14 protein-coding genes are annotated in these 14,627 nt (G+C 69.6%); 7 read left to right on the top strand and 7 right to left on the bottom strand.

Going from position 1 to position 14,627, the window contains the following annotated elements:
• Window positions 1-8: 8 nt before the first annotated feature.
• The 6 genes from OC550_RS03375 (at window position 9) to OC550_RS03400 (ending at window position 5,406) form a co-directional block, all read left to right on the top strand.
• Window positions 9-1,199 (top strand): acyl-CoA dehydrogenase family protein, encoded by a 1,191-nt coding sequence (locus OC550_RS03375; protein ID WP_262103894.1) that lies wholly within the window; start codon window positions 9-11, stop codon window positions 1,197-1,199.
• A gap of 79 nt (window positions 1,200-1,278) precedes the next feature.
• On the top strand, window positions 1,279-1,845 hold the full coding sequence (locus tag OC550_RS03380; protein ID WP_262103895.1) for a flavin reductase family protein: 567 nt from the start codon (window positions 1,279-1,281) through the stop codon (window positions 1,843-1,845).
• Window positions 1,842-2,492: an alpha/beta hydrolase gene (locus tag OC550_RS03385; protein ID WP_262103896.1), complete on the top strand. Its 651-nt coding sequence runs from the start codon at window positions 1,842-1,844 to the stop codon at window positions 2,490-2,492. Before OC550_RS03380 ends, OC550_RS03385 begins: the two co-directional genes overlap by 4 nt.
• Entirely contained in the window at window positions 2,493-3,497 is a 1,005-nt protein-coding gene (locus OC550_RS03390; RefSeq protein ID WP_262103897.1) for an alpha/beta hydrolase, read from the top strand. It abuts the gene before it with no gap.
• Between the two features lie 49 nt (window positions 3,498-3,546).
• Window positions 3,547-4,260, top strand: a complete 714-nt coding sequence (locus OC550_RS03395; protein WP_262103898.1) for a FadR/GntR family transcriptional regulator — start codon at window positions 3,547-3,549, stop codon at window positions 4,258-4,260.
• 90 nt (window positions 4,261-4,350) lie between these two features.
• Window positions 4,351-5,406: a DNA polymerase IV gene (locus tag OC550_RS03400; RefSeq protein ID WP_262106236.1), complete on the top strand. Its 1,056-nt coding sequence runs from the start codon at window positions 4,351-4,353 to the stop codon at window positions 5,404-5,406.
• Between the two features lie 47 nt (window positions 5,407-5,453).
• Here OC550_RS03400 and OC550_RS03405 read toward each other — a convergent pair whose 3' ends face one another.
• The 4 genes from OC550_RS03405 to OC550_RS03420 form a co-directional block, all read right to left on the bottom strand.
• On the bottom strand, window positions 5,454-6,509 hold the full coding sequence (locus OC550_RS03405; RefSeq protein WP_262103899.1) for an L-idonate 5-dehydrogenase: 1,056 nt from the start codon (window positions 6,507-6,509) through the stop codon (window positions 5,454-5,456).
• Between the two features lie 28 nt (window positions 6,510-6,537).
• Window positions 6,538-7,311, bottom strand: coding sequence for an SDR family oxidoreductase (locus OC550_RS03410; RefSeq protein WP_262103900.1), 774 nt, complete (start codon window positions 7,309-7,311; stop codon window positions 6,538-6,540).
• Window positions 7,312-7,380: 69 nt separating this feature from the next.
• A complete protein-coding gene (locus OC550_RS03415) occupies window positions 7,381-8,787 on the bottom strand; it encodes a GntP family permease (protein WP_262103901.1) in 1,407 nt (468 codons plus the stop codon).
• Window positions 8,788-8,820: 33 nt separating this feature from the next.
• Window positions 8,821-9,339, bottom strand: coding sequence for a gluconokinase (locus OC550_RS03420; protein ID WP_262103902.1), 519 nt, complete (start codon window positions 9,337-9,339; stop codon window positions 8,821-8,823).
• Between the two features lie 301 nt (window positions 9,340-9,640).
• On the opposite strand from OC550_RS03420, the gene OC550_RS03425 reads away from it, so the two are divergent.
• Window positions 9,641-10,087, top strand: a complete 447-nt coding sequence (locus OC550_RS03425) for a UPF0158 family protein (RefSeq protein WP_262103903.1) — start codon at window positions 9,641-9,643, stop codon at window positions 10,085-10,087.
• Between the two features lie 205 nt (window positions 10,088-10,292).
• Here the strand turns inward: OC550_RS03425 and OC550_RS03430 are convergent, their stop codons facing one another.
• The 3 genes from OC550_RS03430 to OC550_RS03440 form a co-directional block, all read right to left on the bottom strand.
• Window positions 10,293-11,708, bottom strand: a complete 1,416-nt coding sequence (locus OC550_RS03430; RefSeq protein ID WP_262103904.1) for an amidase — start codon at window positions 11,706-11,708, stop codon at window positions 10,293-10,295.
• Window positions 11,705-12,982 carry a M20 family metallo-hydrolase gene (locus tag OC550_RS03435; RefSeq protein ID WP_262103905.1) on the bottom strand — a complete coding sequence of 426 codons (1,278 nt, stop codon included), beginning with the start codon at window positions 12,980-12,982 and terminating at the stop codon, window positions 11,705-11,707. The genes OC550_RS03430 and OC550_RS03435 overlap by 4 nt, the downstream gene beginning before the upstream one ends.
• A gap of 117 nt (window positions 12,983-13,099) precedes the next feature.
• On the bottom strand, window positions 13,100-14,440 hold the full coding sequence (locus tag OC550_RS03440; RefSeq protein ID WP_262103906.1) for an MFS transporter: 1,341 nt from the start codon (window positions 14,438-14,440) through the stop codon (window positions 13,100-13,102).
• Between the last annotated feature and the right edge of the window lie 187 nt (window positions 14,441-14,627).

The raw sequence follows: 14,627 nt of genomic DNA on the forward strand, positions 1-14,627 counted from the left end.
AGAACACCATGACTGAACAGACCCTCGCCACGTCGCGGCTGCATGTCAGCGACGAGTTCGATGCCCTGATGGAGCGCCTCGACGCCATCACACCGTTGCTCAAGGCGAACGCCGACGCGAACGAAGCCGGCGGCCGCCTCACCCCCGAGGTGGAAGCCGCGCTGAAGGAATCCGGCGCCTACAAGGTCGGCATCCCCCGCAGCCTGGGCGGCTACGAATTCTCGCCCCGACAGGTGATCCAGGCCATCGAGAAAATTTCCTACGCCGATGCCTCCGCCGGCTGGGTCTTCATGGCCCTGCAGATGATCACCGGCACCACCGCGGCGTGGCTGCCCGAAGAAGCCACCGCCGAGCTGTTCCCGGGGGGCGACGAATACGCCCTCATCGCGGGTCAGGGCACCCGCCTGGGCAAGGCGGTGAAGGCCGACGGCGGCTACCGGCTTTCCGGGTCGTGGTCCTTCGCCTCGGGCATGCACCAGGCCACGCACATCCACACCGCGGCCTTCTGCGAAGAGACCGGGCAGGCGCTGGTGTTCACCCTGCCCAAGGAGCAGGCGACCCTGATCGACAACTGGGACGTAATGGGCCTGAGGGCCACCGGCTCGATCGACTACGTCATCGAGGACGTGTTCGTGCCGGAGAGCTACGTCTACGAGGTGTCCACCATGGATGCCCTGAACGGCGGCGCGATCTACCACCTGGGCCTGGCCAACATGTCCGGCATCTGCCATACCGGCTGGGCGCTCGGCGTCGCACGCCGCGTCCTGGACGAGATGAAGGACCTCGCGCAGAAGAAGTCGGGTGCTCCCGGCGCCTCGGTGGACACCGACCAGTTCCACGCGGCCTTCGCGCAGGCCGAAGCCAAACTCCGCTCGGCGCGTGCCCTGGTCATGGAAACCTGGGCGGACAACGAGGCGACCCTGGACGAGGGCGAGCTGCTCTCTACCGAGCAGGAAACCCTGACCCGGCTGACGCTGAACAACACCACCTGGTCCGCCCACGACGTCGTTATGACGGTCTACAAGTGGGCCGCCACCGCGGCGCTGCGTTCCGGCGACCTGCAGCGCTTCTTCCGCGACATGCATGCCGGCACCCAGCACGTCACCTCCGGGCCGGTGGTCCTGCAGAACTGCGGCCGCCACCTGGCCGGGCTGGCACCCAACGCCCACTGGGTCTTCCTCGAGCTGAAGGACCAGTAGGCATTCACCCACGGCGTGCCGGCCGGCGCCTTCGGCCGGCACGCCTTCGATCATCTCTGGCGACCTCAAGGAGCCCCTCATGCCCAGCACCTCCACCCAGGCCGCGGACCGCCCGGCCGCACACTTCGACCAGCTGCTCGCGGCGGACGACTTCAAGGCGGCCTTCCGCAACCACCCGGCCGGCGTCTCCATCGTCACCGCGGACCCCGGGGACGGCCCCGTCGGCCTCACTGCCACCTCGGTCTTCTCCGTCTCCGCCAATCCCCCGCTGCTCGTGTTCTCGCTCTCCGGGCATTCCTCCTCGGCGCCGGCCCTGAGGAGGGCGGAAACCGTCGTCGTGCACTTGCTTGGCGCGGACCAGCTGGATCTGGCGAAGACGTTCTCCACCAGCGGGATCGACCGCTTCGCGGACGCCGGCAGCTGGACCCGGCTGGTCACCGGCGAACCGGTCCTTCCCTCGGCCAACGCGTGGCTGCGCGGGAAGATCGTGAACCAGATGGACGCCGGCGATTCGACCGTCGTCGCCGTCCAGGTGCTCCAGGTCAAGGTGCCCGACGACCAGGCCCGGGCCGCCGGGCAGTCGCACCCGCTGGTCTACCACAACCGCACCTGGCACCACCTCGGCGACCATTCGGCCCTCTCATGACGCCCAACCCGCACCTCGAACCGGAACCGGTGCTCCACGGGGCCGCGCTGGACGATGCCGACTTCGCCGTCCTCGCGGTCCACGGCCGCGGCCAGTCCCCCGCCTTCATGCAGGATCTGGCGGACCGGATCGGGCTGCCCGGCTTCGGCTACTTGTTGCCCGCAGCGTCGGGCAGCACCTGGTACCCCGGCGGCTTCATGCAGCCGATCCAAGACAACCAGCCGCACCTCGACCACGCACTGGAAGCCATCGGCACCCATCTCGACGGTCTGCGTGCCCGGGGCTTCGGCCCGGAGCGGACCGTGCTGCTGGGTTTCTCGCAGGGCGCATGCCTGCTCTCCGAGTACCTGCTGCGCCACCAGGACCGCTACGCCGCCGCCGTCCTGCACACCGGCGGCTACCTCGGTCCGGTGGAGCACGGCTGGCCAGAGGAGGGAGCGCTCGACGGCGTGCCCGTCCTCCTCGCCTCTGCCGCGGAGGACGCCTGGGTACCGCTGCCGCGGATCGAGGCCACCGCCGTCGCACTCTCCAAGGCGGGCGCCGCCGTCGAACTCACCACCTATGACGACCCCGAACACCACATCAATGTCGACGCCGTCATCCTTATGCGCCGCCTGCTGCGCGCGCTCACCACGAAGGAGTCCTGAATGTCCACCGCACCCCACCTTGCAGATACACCTTTGGTCACCTCGCGCCGCGGACAGTTCTGGGTGCCCGGGGAGAGAGTGGCGACGCCGGGAGGCACCGTCCAGCGCGGGCCCATGTTCGTCATGTGGGAGGCACCTGAGACCGTCACCCGGCCCTACCCGCTCGTGCTGGTGCACGGCGGCGGCGGCCAGGGCACCGACTGGACCGGGACGCCGGACGGACGGCCGGGCTGGGCCCAGCGGTTCGTCGAGGCCGGCTTCGCCGTCTACATCGTTGACCGTCCGGCGCACGGCCGCTCGCCGTACCACCCTGACGTCGTCGGACCGATGGGCGGCGCGTTCCCGTACGAGGCCGCCGGAGGGCTGTTCCTGCCCGAGGACGCTGCCGGCGCGCAGACCCAGTGGGGCTACGACCGCGAGGTCGGCTCCTGGCATCTGGACCAGCTGACGGCGTCAATGGGGCCGCTGCCGGCCGACCTCGCCGAATCGCAGGCCATGGATGCGGACCGCCTCGCCGCGCTGCTCGACCTCATCGGGCCCGCCGTCCTGGTCACGCATTCCGCCGGCGGCCCCGCCGGCTGGCTGGCAGCTGACGCCAGGCCGGACCTGGTCAAGGGGATCGCCGCCGTCGAGCCCGTCGGCCCGCCCTTCGCGGAGCTGCCGGGCATGGGCACCCTCTCGTGGGGGCTGACCTCCGCGCCGATCGGCTACCGCCAGGAATTCGCCACCGCCGAGGAAGCGCGGGAGGCGGATCCCGACACCCTCGCTATTGACGGCCTGGAGGGCAAGCCGGTGGCCGTCGTCGTCGGAAGCGCCTCGCCCTTCGCCGGCTTCGAACCGGACGTCGTCTCCTTCCTGCAGGCAGCCGGGGCGGACGCCGAGCTGCTGCATCTGAAGGAACACGGCATCGAGGGCAACGGCCACGGCCTGATCTTCGAATCCAACTCCGACGAGACGGTCAAGCCCGTCATCGCGTGGATCGAGGCGCGCTGCCAGGCGGGGTAACGCGAGCGCCCACATAGAATGAGCGGGTGACATTTACCCGGGGGACGGCATGAGTTCGCGGCTGCATAGCCTGGTCATCGAGACGCTCGGCCGGCGCATCGTCTCCGGGGAGCTCGCTCCGGGCGCCACCATGTTCTCGGAACGGCTGGAAGAGGAGCTCGGCGTCTCCCGCTCCGTGGCCCGCGAGGCGGTGCGGGTGCTGCAGTCGCTCGGGCTGGTGGAGACGGTCAAGCGCGTGGGCATCCGCGTGCTGCCGCGGGAACGCTGGAATGTCTTCGACCCGTCGGTGATCCGCTGGCGGCTGGCCGACGCGGGCAAGGGCGCGCAGCTGCGGTCGCTGACCGAGCTGCGCGCCGCCGTCGAACCCGCGGCCGCGGAGCTGGCGGCGCAGCACTCCCCCGAGGACATCGCGGCGGAACTGCTCGCGGTGGCCGCCCGGATGCGGAAGCTGGGCCGGGCCGGAGACCTGCAGGGATTCCTTGAGCTGGACATCCATTTCCACGCACTGGTCCTCGCCGCCTCCGGCAACGAGATGTTCACGCAGATGGAGTCGATGATCGCCGAGGTGCTGCGCGGCCGCACTGACTACGGCCTGATGCCTACCCATCCGCACGAGGAGGCGCTGCAGCTGCACGTCGACGTCGCCAACGCCATCCAGAGCGGGCAGCCCGAGGCGGCCCGCGAGGCGATGGACAAGATCATGCGGCGGACCGTGGCCGAGGTCGAGAGCGTCTGGCGGGACGAGCCGCGCGTCTTCGGCTGAAGCTGCCACGTCCAGGCATCAAACCCCGCGGAGAGCGGTGCCAGCCGGGGAAGTTTGAGGCAGACTGGTCGCGTGAGCGGAATCCCGTGGGTGCTGCACGTCGACCTCGACCAGTTCATCGCGGCGGTCGAGGTGCTCCGGCGGCCGGAACTTGCGGGCAGGCCGATCATTGTCGGCGGGCGGGGCGACCCCACGGAACGGGCCGTGGTGTCGACCGCATCCTACGAGGCCAGGGCGTTCGGCGTGGGCTCCGGAATGCCCCTGCGCATCGCGGCCCGGAAAGTCCCCGACGCCGTCATCCTGCCCGTCGACCACGAGGCCTACCTCGCGGCGTCCGAAACGGTGATGGCCACCCTGCGCGAACAGCCCCGAGCCACCGTGCAGGTGCTGGGCTGGGACGAAGCCTTCGTCGGGACCGAGACGGAGAACCCGGAGGCCTACGCCCGGCAAATACAGTCCTCCGTCCTGGAGCGGACGCGGCTGCACTGCAGCGTGGGCATCGGCGACACCCTTGTCCGGGCCAAGGTCGCCACCGGATTCGGCAAGCCGGCCGGCGTCTTCCGCCTCACCGCCGCGAACTGGCTCGACGTCATGGGCAGCCGTCCCACCAAGGACCTGTGGGGCGTCGGCACCAAGGTGTCGGGCCGGCTTGCCAAACTCGGCATCAACACCGTCGCCGAGCTCGCCGCGGCCGACCCCCAGGACCTGGTCCCGGAGTTCGGCCCCCGGATGGGCCCCTGGTACGCGGAGCTCGGACGCGGGGACGGCGCCAGCGTCGTAGACGACACCCCGTGGGTTGCCCGCGGGCATAGCCGGGAAACCACCTTCCAGCGCGACCTGACCGAGCCCGCCCAGGTGGACGACGCCGTGAGGGAGCTTGCCAAGCATGTCCTGGAGGATGTTGCGGCCGAAGGACGGCCCGTCGTCGGGCTGACCCTGAAGGTCCGGTACGCGCCGTTCTTCACCAAGACCCACGCGAAGAAGATTCCAGAGACGTTCGATCGGAACGAAGTCCTCGCGCGGGCCCTGGACCTGGCAACCGCGATCGAAGCAGGCCGTCCCATCCGGCTCCTGGGCCTGCGGGCCGAAATGGCCATGCCCGACGATGCCCGCAAGGGGCACACACCGACGCGCGGCGGCTGGTGACACCGCCGCGCCGGATCGTACGTGCCCCGCTACTCGGTTTCCGCCTACTAGTCCGCGTCGCCGAAGCGCAGCAGCACCTTGCCGCTGCTGGCCGAGTCGCGCGCCGTCCCGAAGGCCGCGAGCGCATCCTCCGCGCCGTACTCGTGCGTGATCACCGGGTCCGCCTGCAGGCTGCCCTCGGCCAGCGCCGCGATCACGTCGTCGATCTCGTCGTTGAACCGGAAGGAGCCGACCAGCTCCAGCTCGCGGGTGATGGCGAGCGAGATCAGGGCGGGCTGTTCGCCGGAGGGCAGCAGGCCGACCATGACCACGCGCCCGCCGCGGGTCGCGCCGCGGACGGCGGAGGCCAGGCCGTGGTGGTTGCCGGAGGACTCGAAGCAGACATCGGCGTCGACGGCGGCAATCGCCTCCGCGTCCGTGGCGTGCAGCGTTCGGGTGGCGCCGACCTCGCGGGCGATCTCCAGCGGCTTGTCGTGCATGTCGACGGCGATGATCTCCGCCGCGCCGGCCCTCCGCAGCACGGCGACGATGAGGGCGCCGATCGGCCCGGCACCGATCACCAGGACGCGCTTGCCCTTGACCTCGCCGGCCCGCGAGACGGCATGCCAGGCGACGCTGGCCGGCTCCACCAGGGCGGCCCGGCGCAGCGGCAGCCCGGCCGGCAGCTCGCGCAGCATCCGCGCGGGCAGGTTGATGTAGCGGGCGAACGCCCCCTCGGTGTGCGGGAAACGCGCGGCGCTGCCCAGGTAGGTGCAGCCCGGGGACAGGTTGGGCCGGTCCTCCGGGTAGCGCGTGCCGTCGCCGGGTCCCGGGGTCGCCGGGTGGACCGCGACGGCGGTGCCCGCCTGGGGCCCGCTTCCGTCAGCAGCCGCCGCGGCAACCCGTCCGACGACCTCGTGGCCCAGCAGCATCGGCGCCTTGAGGATGGACTCCCCCGCCGCGCCGTGCTGCCAGTAGTGCAGGTCGGAGCCGCAGATCCCGCCGTAGACGACCTCGACGACGGCCTCGTCCGGCTTCGGTTCGGGCCGTTCGAAGGGCTCGACGCGGAGGTCGCCGGCGCTGTGTGCGACGACGCCCAGGGCCCGGGTGGGAAGTTCAGTCATCTCGGACGCTCCTTGTGGTTCTGCTGGGTCAGACAACGGTGGTCATGCCGCCGTCGATAAAGACGACCTGCCCGTTGACGAAGTTGGCGGCATCGGAGGCCAGCCACAGGGCCGGGCCGATGATGTCCTCGACCGTGCCCCAGCGGTGGGCCGGCGTGCGGCCGAGGATCCAGTTGTTGAACGCCTCGTCGTCGACCAGGTTCTGCGTCATCTCGGTGTGGATGTACCCGGGCGCGATCGCGTTGATCTGCAGGCCGGAGGCGGCCCACTCGGCTGTCATGGCCCGGGTCAGGTTCCGGATGCCGCCCTTGGACGCGGTGTACGGGGCGATGGTCGGCCGCGCCAGGTCCGTCTGCACAGAGGCGATGTTGATGATCTTGCCCTCGCCGCGCGGAATCATGTGCCGGGCCGCCTCGCGCCCGACCAGGAAGGCGCTGGTCAGGTTGGTCCGCAGCACCCGGTCCCAGTCCGCCACGTCCAGGTCCAGCATCGGCACGCGGTGCTGGACTCCCGCGTTGTTGACGAGGATCCGCAGCGGTCCGACTTCGCGCTCGACCCAGGCAACGCCGTCGGCCGTGGCCTCCGCGTCGGTGACGTCGAAGGCCTTGGCAAAGATCCGCTCCCCGCCGAACTCCGCCGCCAGCTTCGCGCGGGCGCCCTCCAGCCGGGCCGGGTCCAGCCCGTTGAGTACCACCGTGGCGCCGGCGGCGGCCAGGCCCCGGGCGATCGCGTTGCCGATGCCGCGGCTGGAGCCGGTCACCAGGGCGACGCGGCCGGAGATGTCGAACATGTTCACAGGCATAGTGTTCCCTTGCGGAGCGGGGACGACGGCGCCGTCCCCGCTCCCGGTGCTAGAGGTGCTGGAGGGGTGCTAGAAGGATGTGGCGATCAGGAAGATGGCCAGCGCCAGGATGAAGCCGATCACGGCGATGAGCGCCTGGCCCACCGTCCACGTCTTCAGGGTGGTCTTGGTGTCCATGCCGAAGAAGCGGCTGACCAGCCAGAACCCGGAGTCGTTGACGTGGCCCGCGAACACCGAGCCGGCGGCCAGGGCCAGCACGATCGCCGCGAGTTCCACCGGGTTGTAGCTGGGGTTGCCGGCCACCACCGGCTGGACCAGCGCCGCGGCCGTGGTCAGCGCGACCGTGGCCGAACCCTGGGCCACGCGGACGATCGCGGCGATCAGGAAGCCGGCCACGATGACCGGCAGGCCGATCGCGTCCAGCGACTCCGCCAGCGCGTTGCCGATGCCGCTGGCGCGCAGCACGCCGCCGAACATTCCGCCGGCGCCGGTGATCAGGATGATCGAGCAGACCGGGCCGAGCGCGCTGTCCACCACGGTTTCGGTGAGGCTGTGCGGCTTGCCCTGCCGGTGGCCGAGCATCCACATCGCCATGAAGACGGTGATCAGCAGCGCCACCGGAGTCTCGCCGAGCGTGCGCAGGATCTGGACCCAGGTGTCCTCCAGCGAGACAACGCCCGCGGTGGCCAGCATGTTCAGGCCGGTGTTGAGGAAGATCAGCACCAGCGGCAGCAGCAGGAGGAACAGGATGGTGCCCAGCTTCGGCGAGGACTTGAACTCGGACTCGGCCGAGCCCTGCGGCGCGTCAAGGATGGTCGGCACCGGGATCTGGATCCGGCGGCCCAGGAACGTACCGAACAGGTAGCCGACGATGTACCAGGTCGGCAGCGCGATGGCCAGGCCGAGGACCAGCACCAGCCCGACGTCGGCGCCCAGCAGGCCGGTCGCGGCCACGGGGCCCGGGTGCGGCGGCACGAAGATGTGCATCACCGAGAACGCGGTCGCCGCCGGGAACGCGTAGAGCAGCAGCGAACCGCCCAGCCGGCGGGCCACGGTGAAGATGATCGGCAGCATGACCACCAGGCCGGCGTCGAAGAAGATCGGGAAGCCGAACAGCAGCGACGCCACGGACAGCGCCAGCGGGGCACGCTTTTCGCCGAACCGGCGGATCAGCGCGTTGGTCAGCACGTCCGCGCCGCCGGAGACTTCCAGCATGCGCCCGAGCATCGCGCCCAGGCCCACTAGCAACGCCACGCTGCCCAGCGTCGTGCCGAAGCCGAGCAGCAGCGTCGGCACAATGTCGGCGGCACCGATTCCGGTGGCGACGGCGGTCAGCAGGCTGACCAGGATCAGCGCGAGGAACGCGTGCACGCGGAAGCGGATAATCAGCACCAGCAGCGCGGCGATCGCCGCGGCGGCAACGCCCAGCAGGGCCGGCGTACTCAACGTCCAGTTGAGTTCGAGGTCGGTCATCATTGTCCTATCAGGGGTGGGGGAACTGCCGGCGCCTTAGCGGCCGCCGGCGAGCGCGTCGGCCACGGCCTCGGCGATGTCATGTGGGGAAAGCGTGATGTCCAGCCGAAGACCGGCCTCGTCGGCCTCCAGCGGCTCCAGCGCCTGGAACTGCGAGTCCAGCAGCGCCGGCGGCATGTACTCATGGTTGCGCCCGGTGAGCCGGCCCGCGATCAGGTCCTGCTCGCCCGCGAGGTGGACAAAGCGGACCGTCGGCGCGAAGGAACGGATCTGGTCGCGGTAACGGCGCTTGAGCGCGGAGCAGGCGATCACCCGCGCTTCCCCGTGCCGGAGCCCCTCGGCCAGGCTGCGGCCGATAATGGCCAGCCACGGCTCGCGGTCCTCGTCGGTCAGCGGATTCCCGGCGGCCATCTTCTGCTTGTTGGCCAACGGATGCAGGTCGTCGCCGTCGATGAAAGGCAGGCCCAGGCGTTCGCCGATGGCCCGGCCGGCCGTCGACTTCCCGGATCCTTGAACACCCATCACAACAATCGGGGGCAGGTTCTGATCTGCCATGGGAAACTCCTCAGACGCCTCTTTACATCTGATTTCGAGTGGCCTAGCCGACAATAAATCAGATTTATCTGGACTAAGATAGCACAGCGAATAGTGGTCCCGCGCACATGGAGAACAACGACGGCGGACGCCGCCTGAGGCGCGCCGAAACCCGTGTGCACTGGCGGCGCTTTTCCGTCCAGCTCCGCCATGCCACACACGCTACCGACGGATTCCGCATCTGTGCGGGCCGGTGCCAGATCCGGCATGCAGGACTACGCTTAATCTCATCCCTCACCTAACGCCGCCCCTGGAGGCAGTCATGCTCAGCATCGACGCCATCGACATGGACCTGCTGATTACGGCCATGGAAATCAGCGACACCTTCGAAGCCCAATGGTGGCTGGATCCGAGCACCGGACAAGTAGAAATGACCAGCGAGGACGCCGGCAATTCCCTCCCCGCCTGGGATCTCGACGACCACGGCGCCGTCCCCATCCCCCCGGACGACCCCCAGCGCGGCTACCGCGACATGCGCGACTTCATCGCCACCCTCGACGACGAGCAGGCCCGCGCCACCCTGCACCACGCCATCGAAGGGAAGCGGCCCTACCGCCGCTTCAAGGACGCCGTTTACCACTACCCCAAGATCCGCGACGACTGGTACGCCTTCCACCAGAGGCGCATGCGCCAGCACGCCATCACCTGGCTCGTCGCCGAAGAGCTCGTCGACCCCGCCGAAGCCCAGCAGGCCATGGCCCAGGCCTGACCCTCACGCGAAGCCGGCCCCACGAAACCAGCCCGGCTCAACAGCCAGCCCGGCTCAACAGCCAGCCCCGCTTCGCAGCCAGCCCCGCTCAACAGCCAGCCCGACCTCCACGAAAGCAGCCAGGCTTAACGATTGGCCGGAAATGGCTGGATACGGCGTCTAAACAGGTCGTTTCGGGCCAATGAATGCCGAATCCGGGCAGGAACTACAGCGGCGGCGTCATGCCGGCCCAAGGCCTGATCTTCTCGACGGCGGCGCCGATGCGGAAGACGGTGTGGTCGTCGAAGGGGTGCCCGACGATCTGCACGCCGGTGGGGATGCCGACATCGGCCAGGCCGCTGGGGACAGCCAGCACCGGGCAACGGTTGTTGATGTTGAAGGGCGCGGTCATGTGCGCCTCCCAATAGTGCTCGAGCTTCACTCCCCCGACGTCGATCCCGTCCAGGTAGTCCTCGTCCGCCTTGAGCGCGGAGACTGCCGAGGCCGGACAGATGAGCGCGTCGAAGCCGACCATGGCATCGGCGAGCTGCGCCTGGATCCGCGCCTCGGCCGTCAGCCCGTCCAGCAGTGTATGGCGCGACGCGGCCGCGCGCGCATCTGCCATGAAGCGGCGGGTGTACGCGGCGAGCCTGTCCTCGTTGCCGGCAGTGGCCCTCTCCATCGCAGGCCCGAGGATGTGGCCGAAGTGCGTGAAGATGGTCTCGCTGATCCCGCGGCTTGTCCACGGCAGCTCGATCTCCTCGACGACCGCGCCGGCCGCCTCGAGCGCGGCGGCGACGGCACGCGTGTTGGCCTCCACGTCGGACATCACCGGGTAGTCGCCGAGCCGGATGCACAGCGCGATCCGCATCCCCTCAACGCCCTCGAACTCCAGAGGCAGCGGCGCCGCCGGGCCCACCGAGGTGTGGTCCAACGGGTGCGGGCCCGCCATCACGTTCGCCAGCAGCGCCGTGTCCGCCACGGTCCGCGCCATCGGCCCGTCGCCGCGGTACCAGTCCGCGGAGAGCGGCGGCATCCCGGGGATCCGGCCGTACGGCGCCTTGTAGCCCACGTTTCCGGTGAACGACGCCGGAAGCCGGGTCGATCCCGCAATATCCGATGCGGTGGCCAAGGTAGTCATGCCGGCGGCAAGCGCGGCCCCGGCTCCACCCGACGAACCGCCCGGCGAGTAGTCCGGGTTCCACGGGTTCCGCGTGACGCCCCACATCGGGCTGTGCGTGACGGTCGCGCAGCTGAATTCGGGCGACGTGGTCCGCGCGTGGATGATCCCGCCGGCCGTCTTGATCCGCTCCACCACCGGGTGGTCGACGGCGGCGACGTCCTCCGCACAGGCCAGCAGCCCCTGGCTGAAGCTCCGCCCGGCAATCGCGTGCTTCTCCTTCGTCGCGACCGGCAGCCCCAGCAGAGCCGAGCCGTCGTACTCCCCCGCCAGATACCACCGCTCGGCGAGGCGGGCCGCGGCCATCGCCTCGTCCTGCAGCTGCTCCGTGAAGGCGTTGACCGTCCCGTTCACCTCGGCCGCCCGCTCGATCACGGCCTCCATCAGCTCGACCGGCGACAGTTCGCGGGAACGGAACAGGCCCAGCGCCTCGACCGCGGACAGGTAATGCAGCTTGGTCATCGCGCACCCGCCCCGGCAGCAGCGGCCGACGACGCGTCCTCCTCCACCAGCGCCCCGAACACCAGCTCCCGCGCCACGGCGGTCAGTGCCTCCACGCCGGCCACCATGTCCTCGTCCGTGCTGAACTCCCGCTCGCAGTGGCTGACCCCGTCCACCGACGGAATGAACATCATCACCGACGGCACAATCCGGTTCATCGCCACCGAGTCGTGTCCGGCCATCGTCTGCATCCGGCGCACGCCCAGGCCCAGGTTCGCGGCCAGCTTCTCGGTCAGCTCCACGCCGGACTCCGGGTAGTACTGGTTGCTCCGGATGTCGAAGTCCTTCACGTTGATCCGGATGTCGTGCTCCTCGGCCAGCGCCGCGATGTCCCGCAGCAGCGAATCCCGCGCCGCCTGCACAATCGACTTCGCGTTGGAGCGCAGGTCCGCTACGAGGTGCACCCGGCGCGGCACCACGATCGGCGAGTTCGGCTCCAGCGTCAGCTGCCCCACCGAGGACACCAGCGCCTCCTCCTCGAAGTCGCCGGTCACGTCGTGCACCATCAGCACGATCTTCGACGCCGCCACCAGCGCATCGTGCCGGTCCGCCATCGCCGTCGCCCCCGTGTGGGACTGCTCGCCGAGCACCTCGATGTCCAGCTTCTGCGTGTACCAGCTCGAATCCACGGCGCCGAGCTGCAGCCCCTCGCGCTCCAGGATGCGGCCCTGCTCGATGTGGATCTCCGCGTAGCTGACCGGTTCCGGCCCGGCGTCGGTCCCCAGGTACCCGATCGAGCCGAGCGACTCCCGCACGGACACGCCCTGCAGGTCCCGCACCTCGAGCATCGTCGAGCGGTCCATGATTCCGGCGAACACCGAGCTGCCCATGATGGACGGCGCGAACCGCCCGCCCTCCTCGTTGAACCAGTTGACCACCGCCAGATTGAACGGCGGCAGCTCCCCGCCGGCCCGCACCTGCTCCTCGAGCCGCGCCGCCGCGTGCAGTCCGGCGATCACGCCGTACGCCCCGTCGAACCGTCCGCCCAGCGGCTGGCTATCCAGGTGCGAGCCGACCAGCACGAACTTCGCCCCGGGCCGGAACTCGAGCAGCGCGAACATGTTGCCGATCCCGTCCACCCGGACCTCCCAGCCGCGCTCGGCGGCGAACCCGGCGAACCAGTCGCGGGTCCGGCGGTCCTCCTCGGTCGCCGCCTGCCGGTCCACGCCGTTGTTGGGCGTGGCGCCGATCGTGGCGACGTGGTGGAAATCCTTCAGGAAGGCATCAGCGGACATGGCGAAGTACTCCTAGTTCAAAGTGAAGTGCAGCGCCGGCATGAGGGGCCGGCGGAAGTCAGTGAAAACGGAAGGAAAGTACGACGGCGGAAGCCGGGCTCCCGCCGTCGTCCTCCTTTAGCCGATGCGGCCGCGGGTCTCCGGCACCTTGGTCAGCGTCAGCAGCAGGAACACGATCACCGCCGCGCCGCAGAGCCAGTAGGCCGGCGAGTACGAGACTCCGGTGGCGTTGACCAGCGCGGTGCCGATGAACGGAGCGGTGCCGCCGAAGAGCGCGTAGCCCACGTTGTAGCTGACCGCCGCCGACGTGAAGCGGGTCTTGGTGCTGAAGATCTCGACGAAGAAGGTGTAGCAGCCGCCGCCGTAGATGCACAGCGGCACCACGAAGAGCAGCTGGCCGAGCATCGCCAGGCCCAGCGAGCCGCTGGTCACCAGCATGAAGCACGGGAACGCGAGCAGCGCGATCGCGGCCGAGCCGGCAATCAGCATCGGCTTGCGGCCCACCTTGTCGCCGATGATTCCGCCGATCGGCAGCAGCAGCGCGTAGAACAGCATCGCCACGGCGTTAGCCAGCAGGGACGACTCGCGGCTGAGGTTGCCGGTGGTCTGCACGTAGCCCACGAAGTAGCCGGAGAGGAAGTAGAAGCCCATCGCGGTCATGCCCATCACGAAGATGACCTGGACCATCCGCAGCTTGTTCTCGCGGAACGCCTCGCGGATCGGGCTGTACTCCTTCTGCTCGGCCTTCGCAGCGACCTGCTTGAACGCCTCGGACTCCTCCGTCTTGGAGCGGATCCACACGCCGAACAGGGACAGCGGCAGCGCCAGCAGGAACGGAATCCGCCAGCCCCAGGCGAAGAACGCCTCGTCGGACAAGCTCTGGCTGAGGATCAGGATCATCGCACCCGCGACGACGGACGGCAGCGCGGTGGCCGCCAGCGTGATGTTCAGCCAGAAGCCGCGGCGGTGCACCGGGGCGTGCTCGAACACGAACGCCGGGGCGCCCACCGACTCGCCGCCGGCCGAGAAGCCCTGCAGCAGCCGGCACAGCACCAGCAGCGCCGGCGCGAGCGCACCGATCGCCGCGTACGGCGGCAGCAGGCCGATCAGCGCCGTCGCCCCGCCAATCGTCACCAGCGTGATGTAGAGGACCTTGCGCCGGCCGATCCGGTCACCCAGCTGGCCGAAGAACAGGCCGCCGATCGGACGCGCCACGAACGCGACGCCGAACGTCGCGAACGTCGCCAGCAGGCCGATCAGGGCGTTCTCGCCGGGGAAGAACAGCTGCGAGAGCGTCACGGCGGAGAGGCCGTAGAGCGCGAAATCGTAGAACTCGATGAACTGGCCCACGCTGCCGCCGGCGAGGACGCGCTTCTGCATCCCGCTGGTCTTGGTGGACTGCGCGAAGGCCTCAGCGCTGGCGGCTCCCGGCCGCATCCGGGTTTCGTTGGTCGTCATGACTCCCACCGTACGGAGGCGGAATTGCGGTTCAGTTGCCCGACGTTACGGCGCTGTAAAGCGTTCGGGCGGGAAAAGTTTCGCGCCGGGGCCGGCTCAGCGGGTCCCCCGGCAATCGAACGGAAACATGGCAGGTTCTGTCGCAATGCAGTTCCTCCTGGTTGCGTTGGCCGAGCCGCGGCCGCTC

The organism is Arthrobacter sp. Marseille-P9274, from assembly GCF_946892675.1.
Taxonomy (GTDB): domain Bacteria; phylum Actinomycetota; class Actinomycetes; order Actinomycetales; family Micrococcaceae; genus Crystallibacter.

What these genes read in the sequence shown, in the direction of transcription:
- OC550_RS03380 (WP_262103895.1), top strand. Translation starts at nt 1,279, where the DNA reads ATGCCCAGCACCTCCACCCAGGCCGCGGACCGCCCGGCCGCACACTTC.
- OC550_RS03395 (WP_262103898.1), top strand. Translation starts at nt 3,547, where the DNA reads ATGAGTTCGCGGCTGCATAGCCTGGTCATCGAGACGCTCGGCCGGCGC.
- OC550_RS03425 (WP_262103903.1), top strand. Translation starts at nt 9,641, where the DNA reads ATGCTCAGCATCGACGCCATCGACATGGACCTGCTGATTACGGCCATG.
- OC550_RS03385 (WP_262103896.1), top strand. Translation starts at nt 1,842, where the DNA reads ATGACGCCCAACCCGCACCTCGAACCGGAACCGGTGCTCCACGGGGCC.
- OC550_RS03435 (WP_262103905.1), bottom strand. Translation starts at nt 12,982, where the DNA reads ATGTCCGCTGATGCCTTCCTGAAGGATTTCCACCACGTCGCCACGATC.
- OC550_RS03440 (WP_262103906.1), bottom strand. Translation starts at nt 14,440, where the DNA reads ATGACGACCAACGAAACCCGGATGCGGCCGGGAGCCGCCAGCGCTGAG.
- OC550_RS03410 (WP_262103900.1), bottom strand. Translation starts at nt 7,311, where the DNA reads ATGCCTGTGAACATGTTCGACATCTCCGGCCGCGTCGCCCTGGTGACC.
- OC550_RS03405 (WP_262103899.1), bottom strand. Translation starts at nt 6,509, where the DNA reads ATGACTGAACTTCCCACCCGGGCCCTGGGCGTCGTCGCACACAGCGCC.
- OC550_RS03415 (WP_262103901.1), bottom strand. Translation starts at nt 8,787, where the DNA reads ATGATGACCGACCTCGAACTCAACTGGACGTTGAGTACGCCGGCCCTG.
- OC550_RS03390 (WP_262103897.1), top strand. Translation starts at nt 2,493, where the DNA reads ATGTCCACCGCACCCCACCTTGCAGATACACCTTTGGTCACCTCGCGC.
- OC550_RS03430 (WP_262103904.1), bottom strand. Translation starts at nt 11,708, where the DNA reads ATGACCAAGCTGCATTACCTGTCCGCGGTCGAGGCGCTGGGCCTGTTC.
- OC550_RS03375 (WP_262103894.1), top strand. Translation starts at nt 9, where the DNA reads ATGACTGAACAGACCCTCGCCACGTCGCGGCTGCATGTCAGCGACGAG.
- OC550_RS03420 (WP_262103902.1), bottom strand. Translation starts at nt 9,339, where the DNA reads ATGGCAGATCAGAACCTGCCCCCGATTGTTGTGATGGGTGTTCAAGGA.